General features: G+C 54.1%; 12 protein-coding genes. 4 read left to right on the top strand and 8 right to left on the bottom strand.

Going from position 1 to position 14,863, the window contains the following annotated elements:
- The 4 genes from nuoC to BWI76_RS20200 all read right to left on the bottom strand — a co-directional run bounded on the left by nuoC (position 1) and on the right by BWI76_RS20200 (position 4,610).
- On the bottom strand, positions 1 to 1,809 hold the full coding sequence (nuoC, locus tag BWI76_RS20180) for an NADH-quinone oxidoreductase subunit C/D (protein ID WP_004104077.1): 1,809 nt from the start codon (positions 1,807 to 1,809) through the stop codon (positions 1 to 3).
- A gap of 86 nt (positions 1,810 to 1,895) precedes the next feature.
- A complete protein-coding gene (nuoB, locus tag BWI76_RS20185) occupies positions 1,896 to 2,570 on the bottom strand; it encodes an NADH-quinone oxidoreductase subunit NuoB (RefSeq protein ID WP_002913178.1) in 675 nt (224 codons plus the stop codon).
- Between the two features lie 15 nt (positions 2,571 to 2,585).
- Positions 2,586 to 3,032 carry an NADH-quinone oxidoreductase subunit NuoA gene (nuoA, locus tag BWI76_RS20190; protein WP_004870939.1) on the bottom strand — a complete coding sequence of 149 codons (447 nt, stop codon included), beginning with the start codon at positions 3,030 to 3,032 and terminating at the stop codon, positions 2,586 to 2,588.
- Positions 3,033 to 3,683: 651 nt separating this feature from the next.
- The gene (locus BWI76_RS20200; protein WP_004870937.1) at positions 3,684 to 4,610 is read right to left on the bottom strand and encodes a LysR family transcriptional regulator; all 927 of its coding nucleotides are present in this window, start codon (positions 4,608 to 4,610) and stop codon (positions 3,684 to 3,686) included.
- A gap of 889 nt (positions 4,611 to 5,499) precedes the next feature.
- Between BWI76_RS20200 and alaA the strand changes: the two genes are divergently transcribed.
- A complete protein-coding gene (gene alaA / locus BWI76_RS20205; RefSeq protein ID WP_004870936.1) occupies positions 5,500 to 6,717 on the top strand; it encodes an alanine transaminase AlaA in 1,218 nt (405 codons plus the stop codon).
- An 87-nt stretch (positions 6,718 to 6,804) separates the two neighbouring features.
- Complete coding sequence (yfbR, locus tag BWI76_RS20210; RefSeq protein WP_004870934.1) at positions 6,805 to 7,404, top strand: 5'-deoxynucleotidase; 600 nt, start codon at positions 6,805 to 6,807, stop codon at positions 7,402 to 7,404.
- Between the two features lie 53 nt (positions 7,405 to 7,457).
- Here yfbR and BWI76_RS20215 read toward each other — a convergent pair whose 3' ends face one another.
- From BWI76_RS20215 to yfbV, 4 genes are all read right to left on the bottom strand, one after another.
- Positions 7,458 to 9,290, bottom strand: coding sequence for an SLC13 family permease (locus BWI76_RS20215; protein WP_004870932.1), 1,833 nt, complete (start codon positions 9,288 to 9,290; stop codon positions 7,458 to 7,460).
- 76 nt (positions 9,291 to 9,366) lie between these two features.
- Positions 9,367 to 10,026, bottom strand: a complete 660-nt coding sequence (locus BWI76_RS20220) for a sugar phosphatase (protein WP_004870931.1) — start codon at positions 10,024 to 10,026, stop codon at positions 9,367 to 9,369.
- 11 nt (positions 10,027 to 10,037) lie between these two features.
- A complete protein-coding gene (locus BWI76_RS20225; RefSeq protein ID WP_004123152.1) occupies positions 10,038 to 10,532 on the bottom strand; it encodes a YfbU family protein in 495 nt (164 codons plus the stop codon).
- Between the two features lie 86 nt (positions 10,533 to 10,618).
- A complete protein-coding gene (gene yfbV, locus BWI76_RS20230) occupies positions 10,619 to 11,074 on the bottom strand; it encodes a terminus macrodomain insulation protein YfbV (RefSeq protein ID WP_024359269.1) in 456 nt (151 codons plus the stop codon).
- 336 nt (positions 11,075 to 11,410) lie between these two features.
- Here yfbV and ackA point away from each other — a divergent pair, with 336 nt between their 5' ends.
- Together ackA and pta are read left to right on the top strand one after the other, a co-directional pair.
- The gene (ackA, locus tag BWI76_RS20235; protein ID WP_004123156.1) at positions 11,411 to 12,613 is read left to right on the top strand and encodes an acetate kinase; all 1,203 of its coding nucleotides are present in this window, start codon (positions 11,411 to 11,413) and stop codon (positions 12,611 to 12,613) included.
- Positions 12,614 to 12,689: 76 nt separating this feature from the next.
- Positions 12,690 to 14,834: a phosphate acetyltransferase gene (pta, locus tag BWI76_RS20240; protein WP_049100290.1), complete on the top strand. Its 2,145-nt coding sequence runs from the start codon at positions 12,690 to 12,692 to the stop codon at positions 14,832 to 14,834.
- Positions 14,835 to 14,863 lie beyond the last annotated feature (29 nt).

Here is a 14,863-nt window from a genome sequence, read left to right on the forward strand (position 1 = left end):
TTAGCGGTCCACGTCTGACATAACAAAATCGATACTACCCAGATAGACAATCAGGTCGGAGACCAGACTGCCGCGAATAGCGGCCGGGATCTGCTGCAGGTGCGCGAAGCTTGGCGTGCGCACGCGGGTACGGTAGCTCATAGTGCTGCCGTCGCTGGTCAGGTAGTAACTGTTAATACCCTTGGTCGCTTCAATCATCTGGAAGGATTCTTGCGCCGGCATGACCGGCCCCCAGGAAACCTGCAGGAAGTGCGTAATCAGGGTTTCGATATGCTGCAGCGTGCGCTCTTTCGGCGGCGGCGTCGTCAGCGGGTGATCCGCCTTGAACGGGCCTTCCGGCATGTTATCGAGGCACTGCTGAAGAATGCGCAGGCTCTGGCGCAGCTCTTCCACTTTCAGCATCACGCGGGTGTAGCAGTCGGAGACGCCACCGCCGGTCGGGATTTCAAAGTCGAAGTTTTCATAGCCAGAATAAGGACGCCATTTACGTACGTCGAAGCCGATGCCGGTCGCGCGCAGGCCCGCGCCGGTGGTGCCCCACTCCAGCGCTTCTTTGGCGTTGTAGGCGGCAACCCCTTTCGAACGACCGATCAGGATGGTGTTGCGCAGCGCGGCCTTTTCATAGGAATCCAGACGCTTCGGCATCCACTCGAGGAATTCACGCAGCAGGCGATCCCAACCGCGGGGCAGGTCGTGCGCGACGCCGCCGATACGGAACCAGGCCGGGTGCATACGGAAGCCGGTAATTGCTTCCACCAGATCGTAGATCTTTTGGCGGTCGGTAAAGGCAAAGAACACCGGCGTCATCGCCCCGACGTCCTGGATAAAGGTGGAGATGTACAGCAGATGGCTGTTGATACGGAACAGCTCGGAGAGCATTACGCGGATGACGTTGACGCGATCCGGCACGGTTATTCCCGCCAGTTTCTCCACCGCCAGCACGTACGGCATCTCATTAACGCAGCCGCCGAGGTACTCAATACGGTCGGTATACGGAATGTAGCTGTGCCAGGACTGGCGCTCGCCCATCTTCTCAGCGCCGCGGTGGTGGTAGCCGATATCAGGAACGCAGTCGATGATCTCTTCGCCATCAAGCTGCAAAATAATACGGAACGCACCGTGCGCGGAGGGGTGGTTAGGGCCGAGGTTAAGGAACATAAAGTCCTCGTTTTCGGTCCCGCGCTTCATGCCCCACTCTTCCGGTTTGAAGGTCAGCGCTTCCATTTCCAGATCCTGTTTGGCTTTGGTCAGCTCAAACGGGTCAAATTCGGTTGCGCGCGCCGGGTAGTCTTTACGCAGCGGGTGGCCTTCCCAGGTCGGCGGCATCATGATGCGGCGCAGATTCGGGTGACCATCGAAGGTCACGCCAAACATCTCCCAGGTTTCACGCTCATACCAGTTGGCGTTCGGGAACAGTTTGGTGAAGGTCGGCAGATGCAGATCGTTTTCAGACAATGCGACCTTGAGCATGATGTCGCGATTGCGGTCGATTGAAATCAGGTGATAGAAAACGGAAAAATCCGCGGCAGGTAAACCGTCGCGGTGCGTGCGCAGACGTTCGTCCATGCCGTGCAGGTCAAACAGCATCACGTAAGGCTTCGGCAACTTCTTCAGGAAATCACCCACCTCAAGCAGCTGTTCACGCTTCACCCAAACCACCGGAACGCCGGTGCGGGTTGGCTGAACGGTAAAGGCATCCGGCCCAAAACGGTTGCGCAGTTCGCCGATCACCGGGTCATCAAGGTGATCGCGGGTTTGCCAGGCTGGTGCGGCGTCATGCGCGGTTAAATCGGTCATATTGTTCACCATTGCAAAAGGTCCGTGGTGACTGCCGGCGAGACTTCGCGCTGTAGTAGATTGATTTGCGAAGTTTTCATCCCGCCCGCAGGCGCAAGTTAAATCTCGTCCGGAGTCCGCAGATTGGTCACTGCAATACGTTCGCCGCGTTTACGCTCGCGTTCCGACTGCATATTGGCGCGATAAACGCCCTGATCGCCTACCACCCAAGAGAGCGGACGACGTTCTTTACCAATGGATTCCTGCAGCAGCATCAGCGCCTGCATATACGCTTCCGGACGCGGCGGACAGCCCGGGATGTAAACATCAACCGGAATAAACTTATCCACGCCCTGCACGACAGAGTAAATATCGTACATACCGCCGGAGTTGGCGCATGCGCCCATCGAGATAACCCACTTCGGCTCCAGCATCTGGTCATAAAGACGCTGAATGACCGGCGCCATTTTGGTAAAGCAGGTGCCCGCGACCACCATCAGGTCAGCCTGACGCGGGGAGGCACGCAATACTTCTGCACCAAAACGCGCAACGTCATGCACCGCAGTGAATGACGTCACCATTTCCACGTAGCAGCAAGAAAGGCCAAAGTTGTAAGGCCAGATTGAGTTCTTACGGCCCCAGTTCACCATGTCATGCAAAGCGTGTTCGAGTTTCCCCATATACACGCTTTTGTTGACTTCTTGCTCCAGGGGGTCGGTTACGATCTCCTGTTTTTGCAGGGGGTAACGGTCGTTCTCACCGTTAGGATCGATGCGGGTGAGCGTATAATCCATCTTATTGCCTCGCTTTTACTGCGTATGACGGTTAGTGGGACTGTCTGTTTCCGGGTTAACCAGCGTGCGACGGGAGCGCGCAGGCGTCCAGTCCAGAGCGCCAATACGAACGAGGTAAACCAGACCAGCCAGTAGCACTAAAATGAAAATTGCGGCTTCCACAAAGCCGACCCAGCCGCTTTCACGGATAGAAGTCGACCATGCGTAGAGATACAGGGCTTCCACGTCGAAGATAACGAAGAACATGGCAACCAGATAAAACTTCGCAGAAAGACGTAAGCGAGCCGAACCGACGGAGTCGATCCCGGATTCAAACGGCGTGTTCTTGCTACGCGCGCGCGCGCGTCCGCCAAGGTACCAACCGCCGATAAGCATCAGGCAGCACAGGCCGATAGCGATGATGAGAAATATAGCGAATGCCCAATGATGAGCGATGACTTCAGTGGATGTTGACATACGCATTGCTTAACCAAAAAAGTGTAGCGCTAAAACCCTCTGCTCTTACTGGCAGATGAACGCCACAGCGTTTCACGGGGAGGAATAAAAAAATAGCCGTGCAAAAAAGCGTCCCTGGGTGATGTGGAAGGCCAGTTGCGGTGGCTTTTTACTCCTTTCATTAACCTTTTGTCAACTTTAACAAAAGTTTTCACAACATTAATTTACATTGGATTTTTTTCATTAACATTAAATGCCCTTTTATGCGGAATAACCTTGCATACTCTTCGGATTTAGTGCTGTTGAATCGTGTCCGTTTCCGCCGTAAATCAAAATTACCCGCCTATTTTGACAGGATTTAGCCACGATTCCTCCCCCTAAAGAGGGGTATTTTCTTGATCTGTGACACGCTTTTGTTAATTCAACCAAGAAAACGGCAACAAACTATCCGGTTTTTTAACATTAGCAGGAAGTATTGAAAGTGCAGAGAAAAGTCGAGAAATGAGAGGAAGAGCAGATCTAACTCACTGATTTACATCAAAACAAATCAACAAAACATTCTATTAATCAATAAAATTTGAAAAAAACGAACCGCAGCGGCGATTTCACACGTCGGGGGTTCGTTTTTACACTTACATTTTGTTACCAGTTTTTGTGATGTTTGTTAGCTTTTCCCACTCAGGAAATAAGGGAATTATCTCCCCCTTCGGGGGTATAAACACGTTGCGTGGACCACGGCTGGTACTCCGCGCTCAGCGACTGAAAAATAGCCTGCGTCAGTTCGCTTGCCTGCTGAGAATCGCAGTTCAGCATATAGTGGGTATCCGGCAGCACGGGTAAGCCGTCACACCGCCCCGGAACGCGGAATTCAGGGCTCATCATCTCTACCGGCTGCGCGGTCACCCCGAGCCCGGCCTTCACCGCCGCCTTCACCCCGGCCATTGAGGTTGCCGCGTGGGAAAGATGCCAGGGGACGCGAGCGGCGTTGAGTACCGCAACGATCTCTTCCCGAAACGGATCCGGGGCATCCAGCAGAACAAGCGGGACAGACTCGCCCTGAGGGAGGACGTAGTCCGCTGCGCAGTACCACAACGTTGGCGAAGCGCGTAGCGTCAGCATGTCAAAACCCTTCGTGGGTCGGGTGGTCAGCGCAAGATCGATAGCTCCCTTCTTCAGCCGATCGACGATATCAATATGATTGAGAACTTTGATTTCAAGCGTCAGCCGCGGATAAAAACTGCCAATCCGATTTAATAAACACGGTAAAATAGTATCCGCTGTCTCATCTGACGCACCAACGGTCAGCGTTCCCTGCAGGCTACCGAACATGAGCGACATGCAGGCTTCATCATTAAAACGCAGAATTTTCCGCGCGTAGCCCAACAGCTGAATGCCCTGCTCGGTCAGAAGTTTATTGCGTCCTTGGCGAGCAAAAAGTTCTTTGCCGACCAGCTGCTCCAGCCGCTGCATCTGCTGACTTACCGCTGACTGAGTCCGGCATACCGCAACGGCGGCAGCGGCAAATGTATTGAGATCGGCGACGGCAACAAAGGTTCTCAAGAGGTCGAGGTCTAAATTTAGTATCGAACGATTTTCATTTATCATATTTGCTTCACATTCAGGCGGCTAATGCTGACCTGCCTTGTTGATGCTGTGCTCCAGGTTTCCGGCTATTCCTTAAGCTTCGCGTGACCCGCCACGGGCAGACGGATGAACAACTGGACGAACGTTATTGCATTAGAAAGCACTCATCCACAGCAAATGCGCGGAATTTCAGAGTAATATTTTGCTCGTATGCCTGAGCGCTTTTAATTACGGCGCTTTGTTTTTTTGTGATGAGACGCAAAAAATAGCCGTCAATGACCATTGCCCGCATCCGCACCAGCGACAAACTTTGCCATCGCGTCAGGAAGATAACAAAAACCTGCAATAACAATGTATTAATAAAGAAACAGGCTACCTGGCATAGCCTTATATCGGTATTAACGACGTTATTCTAACCGAAAACCACAATATTTATAAGCGTTAATCAGTATTATCTCAGGCAATTTTAAATGCTGACCCGCGCTTTAATTAAATTACAAATCTAAGAATATTCCTTGCATAAAATAAAACTCATTTATCAATTAAATGCTTTTCATTAAAAATATCTGGCAAAGTTGTTAAAACATTCTGTGTATTGTGAATTAAACGTACATATGAAAGCGACGCGGTTTTTGCGCAAAAAATAAGCACTTATTTCCGTTAAATCAACAAGCCAGATAAACGTTTACAGAATCAGTAGATAACGCAATATATGACCACCAATGAAAGTATTAAAGGTTTATTGTATAAACAAAACACCCACCCACCAGAGAAATCAATTAAACCAAAAAAACATGAATAGCAAAATCTTCTCCTGTTAACCCTTCAAAACAGCGGGGATGCGGAGTACATTATTCCGTGCTGACTTCCACGGCAGGGAGTGGCGATAACAGCTAAAAGGTCAAGGTTCATGTCCCCCATCGAAAAATCCAGCAAGTTAGATAACGTCTGTTACGACATCCGCGGCCCGGTTCTGAAAGAGGCGAAACGCCTTGAAGAAGAAGGCAACAAAGTCCTGAAGCTGAACATCGGCAACCCAGCGCCGTTTGGCTTTGACGCGCCTGACGAAATCCTCGTTGACGTCATCCGCAACCTCCCGACTTCCCAGGGCTATAGCGATTCAAAGGGCCTCTATTCCGCACGTAAGGCCATCATGCAGCATTACCAGGCTCGCGGCATGCGTGATGTGACGGTCGAAGATATTTATATCGGCAACGGCGTTTCCGAACTTATCGTTCAGGCCATGCAGGCGCTGCTGAATAGCGGCGATGAAATGCTGGTTCCGGCGCCGGATTATCCGCTCTGGACCGCCGCGGTCTCGCTTTCCAGCGGTAAAGCGGTGCATTATCTCTGCGATGAGTCGTCCGACTGGTTCCCGGACCTCGACGATATCCGCGCGAAAATCACCCCGCGTACCCGCGGCATCGTGATTATCAACCCGAATAACCCAACCGGCGCGGTGTACTCAAAAGAGCTGCTGATGGAGATCGTCGAGATCGCCCGCCAGCATAATCTGATTATTTTCGCCGATGAGATCTACGACAAAATCCTCTACGATGAGGCGCAGCACCACTCTATTGCGCCGCTGGCCCCGGATCTCCTCACGATCACCTTCAACGGTCTGTCAAAAACCTACCGCGTTGCCGGCTTCCGCCAGGGCTGGATGGTGCTTAACGGGCCGAAGAAACACGCAAAAGGCTATATCGAAGGTCTGGAGATGCTGGCCTCTATGCGCCTGTGCGCCAACGTCCCGGCCCAGCATGCGATCCAAACCGCTCTCGGTGGCTATCAGAGCATCAGCGAATTTATTGTTCCCGGCGGGCGCTTATATGAGCAGCGCAATCGCGCCTGGGAGCTGATTAACGACATTCCGGGCGTATCGTGCACCAAGCCGAAAGGCGCGCTATATATGTTCCCGAAAATCGACGCTAAGCGCTTTAATATTCACGATGACCAGAAGATGGTGCTCGATTTTCTGCTGCAGGAAAAAGTCCTGCTGGTTCAGGGTACCGCCTTTAACTGGCCGTGGCCGGATCACGTGCGTATCGTGACCCTTCCGCGCGAAGACGATCTTGAAATGGCGATTACCCGTTTCGGGCGTTTCCTTTCCGGCTACCACCAGCTCTGACTTCATCTGTCCAGCCGCCGGGATTTGCATCCGGCGGCAATCCCTGCGCACAATGTCACCCGACGTCGTAACTGATTAAGGGTTCCTATGAGTCAGAGTCATTTCTTTGCCCACCTCTCCCGCCTGAAACTGATCAACCGCTGGCCGCTGATGCGTAATGTGCGCACCGAAAACGTCTCCGAACACAGCTTACAGGTCGCGATGGTGGCCCATGCGCTGGCGGCGATCAAAAATCGTAAATTTGGCGGTCAGGTTAACGCCGAGCGCATTGCCCTGCTGGCGATGTATCACGATGCCTCGGAAGTTCTGACCGGCGACCTGCCGACGCCGGTAAAATATTTCAACTCGCAGATCGCGCAAGAATACAAGGCCATCGAGAAAATCGCCCAGCAGAAACTGGTCGATATGGTTCCTGATGAACTGCGCGATATTTTTGAGCCGCTCATCGACGAACAGCACTACAGCGACGAGGAAAAATTCCTTGTCAAGCAGGCAGATGCGCTTTGCGCCTACCTGAAGTGTCTGGAAGAGCTATCGGCGGGGAATAATGAATTTCTGCTGGCCAAAGGCCGCCTTGAGAAAACGCTGGAATCGCGCCGCAGCGCAGAGATGGACTACTTTATGCAGGTTTTCGTGCCGAGTTTCCACCTTTCGCTTGATGAAATCAGCCAGGATTCGCCTTTATAAAATAACCGCTCCCCGGCCAGCCGCAGCCTGACCGGGGAAAGAACGCTGCTGAATCAGAACGGAAACAGCACCGGGATCAGCAGAACGCACACCACCATCACCAGGATAGTAAACGGCACGCCGATTTTGACAAAATCGCTGAATGAGTATTTACCCGGCCCCAGTACCAGGGTGTTCACCGGCGACGATACCGGCGTCATAAACGCCGCCGAGGCCGCCATGGCGACCACCATCGCAAAAGGATAAGGCGAAACGCCCATCGACTTTGCCGCGGCCAGCGCAATGGGCGCCATCAGTACCGCGGTGGCCGTATTGGATATAAACAGGCCGATAGCCGCGCACATCACAAACAGGCAGCCAAGCATCAGGTACGGTCCTTTACTTCCCGCCACGTCCATTAATCCCTGCACCACCAGATCCACGCCGCCGGTTTTCTGCAGCGCCAGAGCAAAAGGCATCATCCCGACGATCAAAATAATGCTCGGCCAGTGAATGGCTTTATAGGCGCTTTCGGCGTTAATACAGCGGAATTTCCCCATCAGCAGGCAGGCAACGATCGCCGCTATGGGGTTCGGAATTTCGTCAGTCAGCATCAGTGCGACCATCAACACCAGACAGAAAATTGCGTGCGGCGCCTGGCTGTGCGCCGGCGAGGCGTCATTAACCTCAATGGGCATATTCAGCACCACAAAGTCACGACCCCGCTTGGCCAGCAGCGCTATCTGCCGCCAGTTCCCCACCACCAGCATGATATCGCCAAGCTGCAAAGCTTCATCGGTGACCGCGCCGTCAAGAGCTTTGCCATCGCGTTTCAGACCCACGATGTTCAAATCGAAACGGGTACGAAAGGCGATTTCGCGCACCGTCTTGCCAATCAGTTCGGAATCCGGGATCAGGGAGACTTCCGCCATCCCTACGTCCAGCGCCTGATCGGAAAAGTATTCGCCGCGCAGCACCATGGGCTCCAGCATTTGCTCGCCGCAGAACTGACGTAAATCCACATCGGAGGCCGACATATCGATCAGCAAAACGTCGCGGGCGCGGAACTCCGATACGCCGTTAACGTTAACGATAACCCGCCGGAAGCGCCGCCAGCGCTCAACGCCGATGACGTTCGCCCCATAGCGCTCGCGCAGTTTCAGGTCGTCCAGGCGCTGGCCAATCATCGGCGAGCCAGGCCGAATGGCCAGGCGGCGCGCGCGCCCTGTGAGGTGATAATCTTTGATAAGATCGCGGAAGGTGCTTCGCTTACGGCCATCGCGGACCTGTTCGCCTTCGTCTCCCTTAAGCATAAAGCGCATCACCAGCATATAGAAAACGCCCAGGACCAGCACCACCAGGCCTATCGGCGTGACGCTAAAAAAGCTGAATCCTTGCAGCCCTTCGCGTAACAGCTCGCTATTGACGACCAGATTGGGCGGTGTGGCCACCAGAGTCATCATTCCGCTAATAAGTCCGGCAAAACTGAGCGGCATCATCAACCGCGAAGGTGACGTGTTCATGCGCATTGACACGCTGAGCACCACGGGAATAAAAATGGCCACCACGCCGGTCGAGCTCATAAAAGCGCCTAGTCCGGCAACGGTTAGCATTAAATAGACCAGCATTTTGGTTTCGCTGTTACCGGCAACCTTCACCAGCCAGGAGCCCATTTTGGTGGCGACCCCGGTGCGCACCAGCCCATCGCCAATAATGAAAAGCGCGGCGATAAGGATAACGTTGGGATCGCTAAATCCCGAGAAGGCCTCGCTGAGCGTTAAGGTGCCGCTAAGGACAAAAGCGACAATCACCAGCAATGCGATAGCATCCATGCGCACTTTTCCGGTGGCAAAGAGTACGACGGCTACGGCAAGAAGAGATAACACCCAAATCAGTTCACCGTTCACAACTTATCCTTGTCAGAAGATGGAGTTGGAAGTTTGGCATAAAAAAGCCCCGCCGGCGCGGGGCTAAATCATGAGATTAATCTTTAAGGCTAACATTCACATTGCCGTCAGGCAGGCGCTCAACCAGCAGATTTTCAAGCGTTGTTAACACCAAATCAGCTTCATCAAGACGCGGCGCATCGGCGGGCACATTGACCGCGATGGTCCGACAACCGGCATTCAGCCCAGAGAGCAACCCGGCAGGGGCATCCTCCACCACGGCGCAATCTCCCGGCGCCAGCCCTAACAGCTCGGCCCCAAGCAGATAGGCATCCGGAGCGGGTTTCCCGTGCTTTACGCGCTCGGCGGTGACGAAAACCTTCGCCTCAGGCAGCCCCGCGACGCGGTGACGGGCGTGGGCGACGGGAATCGAACCTGACGTCACGATCGCCCAAGGGATCCCCGCGTCATCAAGCGTCCTGAGCAGCGCCACCGCTCCCGGCAGCGCCGTTACGCCATCCGTATCCGCTGCTTCGACCTTTTCCAGCCAGACGAACTCGGACTGAATCTCTTCTTCGCTGCGGCCGGGAAGAAAATGACGTAATGAGGTTATCGCCTGTTTGCCATGAATAAAGTTCAACACTTCATCATGAGGGATACTGAATCGATCCGCCCATTTGCACCACGAACGCTCCACAACCGGCAACGAATCGACCAATGTCCCGTCAAGATCAAACAGGAAACCTTTACACTGCACGGGAACCTCCATCAGGCGTTGATAATTTGATTAATTTCGTTACTGCTTAAATGATACTGGCGCGGGCAGGAGTGCCAGGTGCTCAGCATGCGCTGGTATTTTTCCCACATTGGGGTCTGGGAGTTAAAGCCGTGAGTCCCGGCGTCAAAGTGGCTGTAGCGCCCTTCAACGTTAACCATAAAGCGGACATAGCCGAGGTAGCGGGCCTCGGTCGCCACGTCAAATCCGAGGAAGGTGACCCGACGCTCGTCAATCCCGCTGGCGTCCTTCAGGTTCGTCCAGGAGACATGCAGCGCGTGATACATCTCCATGATATCAATGATGGTGCGACACGTTTCTTCGGTAAGCTGGCCAAACTCGCGGTCCAGCTCGCGCATCTGCAGCCCGTATCCACGCTCAATGATGGTCTGCAGGCGGCGGTAGCGTTCAGCGTTGTCCGGATCGAGCATCGTCATCATTTTGTATTGATTCGACAGAATCAGACGCTGCGCATTGGTCATTTCCATTTTTGACTCCTGTTGCACTTTTACGGCGTGAAAAAAGAAGGCGCATGAATTATGCGCCTTCTTTTATATGCGTTTTCCCGATGCAATTACAAATCATCAAGGAAAGTTTTATCCAGTTGTTTGAAGGCGCGCTTAAGCGTGTCAGCTAAAGCCTGATAATCAGGCTTTCCGTCTACCGGCGTTAACGCCTGCCCGGCCTCCTGCAGTTTACCGCGCACTTCATAAAACCAGCTCAGTATCGACGGCGGCAGCGGCGTCACTGAACGCTTGCCCAACCACCATAAACCCTGCATCGGCAGGCTCAGCGCAAACAGCGCGGTGGCGACGGCCGGGCCCAGCTGGCCACCGAGGGCGATTTGCCAACACAGCGTGAAAATCGCCACCGGCGGCATGATACGAATCGCATAACGCGTGGCGCGAATAATGCGGTTTTCAATAAACACCGGAGCAAGGCGCTTATCCAGAGGCCAGGTCTTTGCATAATGCTGCCCGTGGCGAAACAAGCCAAAAAAACTCACAGAGCGATTCTCGGGACCGGACATGGCTTACCTCAACTTTACATATAAAACTTAAAAAATTTGTGCAAAACACCAACTGTGCATGACAACGTTCAAAAGATTTTGGCAATGGCGCACTCAATCAGGTATTCTGTGCGCACCTGAGGGGCGGTTAGACCCTTTTACCAGGTTAGTCAAATTATCGCATATTCTGCCACTGGCTGAAAATTATGCAAAATGACATAAAATCAAATGTACTTCTCTCATCGTGCCCGAAAACAGTACAAGGCATGATGTTAATCATAAATGTCAATGTCATCCTGCGCTACGCTTTGTGACACACTGACGTTTTTTTAGCCACGTATCATAAAAGGTACTTCCATGTCGAGTAAGTTAGTACTGGTTCTGAACTGCGGTAGCTCCTCTCTGAAATTCGCTATCCTTGATGCCGTCAACGGTGACGAATACCTGTCTGGTTTAGCAGAATGTTTCCATCTTCCTGAAGCCCGTATCAAATGGAAAATGGATGGCAGCAAGCAAGAAGCCGAATTAGGCGCTGGCGCTGCTCACAGTGAAGCGCTGAACTTTATCGTTAACACTATTCTGGCACAAAAACCAGAACTGTCTGCTCAGTTGACCGCAATCGGCCACCGCATCGTTCACGGTGGTGAAAAATACACCAGCTCCGTCGTTATCGATGACTCCGTTATTCAGGGAATTAAAGACTCCGCGTCTTTCGCCCCGCTGCACAACCCGGCGCACCTGATCGGTATCGCAGAAGCCCTGAAATCCTTCCCTAATCTGAAAGACAAGAACGTTGCCGTGTTCGACACCGCGTTCCATCAGACCATGCCGGAAGAATCTTACCTCTATGCCCTGCCGTACAGCCTGTACAAAGAACACGGCGTACGTCGCTACGGCGCGCACGGCACCAGCCACTTCTATGTGACTCAGGAAGCCGCGAAAGTTCTGAACAAACCGGTTGAAGAGCTGAACATCATCACCTGCCATCTGGGCAACGGTGGTTCCGTTTCCGCTATCCGCAACGGTAAATGCGTTGACACTTCCATGGGTCTGACTCCGCTGGAAGGCCTGGTGATGGGTACGCGTTCTGGCGATATCGACCCGGCAATCATTTTCCATCTGCACGATGCCCTGGGCATGAGCGTAGACGCCATCAACAAAATGCTGACTAAAGAGTCCGGCCTGCTCGGTTTGACCGAAGTGACCAGCGACTGCCGCTATGTTGAAGACAACTACCAGGAAAAAGCTGACGCTAAACGTGCAATGGATGTTTACTGCCACCGCCTGGCAAAATACATCGGCTCCTACACCGCGCTGATGGACGGTCGTCTGGACGCCGTTGTGTTCACCGGTGGTATCGGTGAAAACGCCGCGATGGTTCGCGAACTGTCTCTGGGCAAACTGGGCGTACTGGGCTTTGAAGTTGATCACGAGCGTAACCTGGCTGCCCGTTTTGGCAAGTCTGGCTTCATCAACAAAGAAGGCACTCGCCCGGCTATCGTCATTCCGACCAACGAAGAGCTGGTCATCGCGCAGGACGCCAACCGTCTGACCGCCTGATTCCACACCGCCAGCCTAGCTGGCGGTGCTGTTTTGTATCCCGCCTGATACTGGCGGTAACGAAAGAGGATATATCGTGTCCCGTACAATCATGCTGATCCCTACCGGAACCAGCGTAGGCCTGACCAGCGTCAGCCTCGGTGTTATCCGTGCTATGGAACGTAAAGGCGTTCGCCTGAGCGTCTTTAAACCTATCGCTCAACCGCGTGCCGGTGGCGATGCGCCAGACCAGACCACCACCATCATTCGCGCGAACTCCGACCTTCCGGCCGCAGAGCCGTTGAAAATGAGCCACGTTGAGTCGCTGCTCTCCAGCAACCAGAAAGACGTGCTGATGGAAGAGATCATCGCCAACTACCACGCCAACACGCAGGATGCTGAAGTGGTGCTGGTTGAAGGTCTGGTCCCGACCCGCAAACATCAGTTTGCCCAGTCTCTGAACTACGAAATCGCGAAAACGCTGAACGCTGAAATCGTCTTTGTGATGTCCCAGGGTACCGATACCCCGGAACAGCTGAAAGAGCGCATTGAGCTCACCCGCAGCAGCTTCGGCGGCGCGAAAAACACCAGCATCACCGGCGTCATCGTCAACAAGCTGAATGCGCCGGTTGACGAACAGGGCCGTACTCGCCCGGACCTGTCGGAAATCTTCGACGACTCTTCCAAAGCAAAAGTCGTGAAGATCGATCCGGCTCAGCTGCAGGACGGTAGCCCATTACCGGTTCTGGGCGCGGTGCCGTGGAGCTTCGATCTGATCGCCACCCGCGCGATTGATATGGCGCATCACCTGAACGCCACCATCATCAACGAAGGCGACATCAATACCCGCCGCGTGAAGTCCGTCACCTTCTGTGCGCGTAGCATTCCGCACATGCTGGAACACTTCCGCGCAGGTTCTCTGCTGGTCACTTCCGCGGACCGTCCTGACGTACTGGTCGCCGCCTGCCTGGCCGCGATGAACGGCGTGGAAATCGGCGCCATCCTGCTGACCGGGGCCTATGAAATGGACCCGCGCGTCAGCAAGCTGTGCGAACGCGCGTTTGCTACCGGCCTGCCGGTATTCATGGTTAACACCAACACCTGGCAGACCTCTCTGAGCCTGCAGAGCTTCAACCTGGAAGTGCCGGTTGACGATCACGAGCGCATCGAGAAAGTTCAGGAATACGTGGCTAACTATATCAACGCCGACTGGATTGAATCCCTGACCGCGACTTCCGAGCGCAGCCGTCGTCTCTCTCCGCCAGCCTTCCGCTATCAGCTCACCGAGCTGGCGCGTAAAGCAGGCAAGCGTGTTGTGCTGCCGGAAGGCAACGAACCGCGTACCGTTAAAGCCGCGGCTATCTGCGCCGAGCGCGGTATCGCGACCTGCGTACTGCTGGGTAACCCGGATGAAATCACCCGCGTTGCCGCTTCTCAGGGCGTAGAGCTGGGCGCCGGTATTGAAATCGTTGACCCGGAAGTGGTTCGCGAAAGCTACGTTGCTCGCCTGGTCGAGCTGCGTAAGAGCAAAGGCATGACCGAAGCGGTTGCCCGCGAGCAGCTGGAAGACAACGTGGTTCTCGGCACCCTGATGCTGGAACAAGACGAAGTCGACGGCCTGGTATCCGGCGCGGTTCACACCACCGCCAACACCATCCGTCCGCCGCTGCAGCTGATCAAAACTGCGCCGGGTAGCTCTCTGGTCTCTTCCGTATTCTTCATGCTGCTGCCGGAACAGGTGTACGTTTACGGCGACTGCGCGATCAACCCGGATCCGACCGCTGAACAGCTGGCTGAAATCGCTATCCAGTCCGCAGACTCCGCGATTGCCTTCGGCATCGAACCACGCGTAGCCATGCTCTCCTACTCCACCGGTACCTCTGGCGCCGGCAGCGATGTAGAGAAAGTACGCGAAGCGACGCGTCTGGCGCAGGAAAAACGTCCTGACCTGATGATCGACGGCCCGCTGCAGTACGATGCTGCGGTCATGGCTGACGTAGCGAAATCCAAAGCGCCGAACTCTCCGGTTGCCGGCCGCGCTACCGTGTTCATCTTCCCGGACCTGAACACCGGTAACACCACTTACAAAGCCGTACAGCGTTCTGCCGACCTGATCTCTATCGGGCCGATGCTGCAGGGGATGCGTAAGCCGGTGAACGACCTGTCCCGTGGCGCGCTGGTTGACGATATCGTCTATACCATCGCCCTGACCGCGATTCAGTCGTCCCAGCAGCAAGCATAATCTGCCCGCTGGATGAAAAAAGGCGACCT

Origin of the sequence: Klebsiella sp. M5al (assembly GCF_002090195.1) — a bacterium.
GTDB classification, from domain to species: domain Bacteria; phylum Pseudomonadota; class Gammaproteobacteria; order Enterobacterales; family Enterobacteriaceae; genus Klebsiella; species Klebsiella grimontii.

Bases quoted from the DNA above. Each gene is read 5' to 3' on its own strand.
- BWI76_RS20225 (WP_004123152.1), bottom strand. From the start codon at position 10,532: ATGGAAATGACCAATGCGCAGCGTCTGATTCTGTCGAATCAATACAAA.
- alaA (WP_004870936.1), top strand. From the start codon at position 5,500: ATGTCCCCCATCGAAAAATCCAGCAAGTTAGATAACGTCTGTTACGAC.
- nuoB (WP_002913178.1), bottom strand. From the start codon at position 2,570: ATGGATTATACGCTCACCCGCATCGATCCTAACGGTGAGAACGACCGT.
- yfbV (WP_024359269.1), bottom strand. From the start codon at position 11,074: ATGTCCGGTCCCGAGAATCGCTCTGTGAGTTTTTTTGGCTTGTTTCGC.
- nuoC (WP_004104077.1), bottom strand. From the start codon at position 1,809: ATGGTGAACAATATGACCGATTTAACCGCGCATGACGCCGCACCAGCC.
- BWI76_RS20200 (WP_004870937.1), bottom strand. From the start codon at position 4,610: ATGATAAATGAAAATCGTTCGATACTAAATTTAGACCTCGACCTCTTG.
- yfbR (WP_004870934.1), top strand. From the start codon at position 6,805: ATGAGTCAGAGTCATTTCTTTGCCCACCTCTCCCGCCTGAAACTGATC.
- ackA (WP_004123156.1), top strand. From the start codon at position 11,411: ATGTCGAGTAAGTTAGTACTGGTTCTGAACTGCGGTAGCTCCTCTCTG.
- nuoA (WP_004870939.1), bottom strand. From the start codon at position 3,032: ATGCGTATGTCAACATCCACTGAAGTCATCGCTCATCATTGGGCATTC.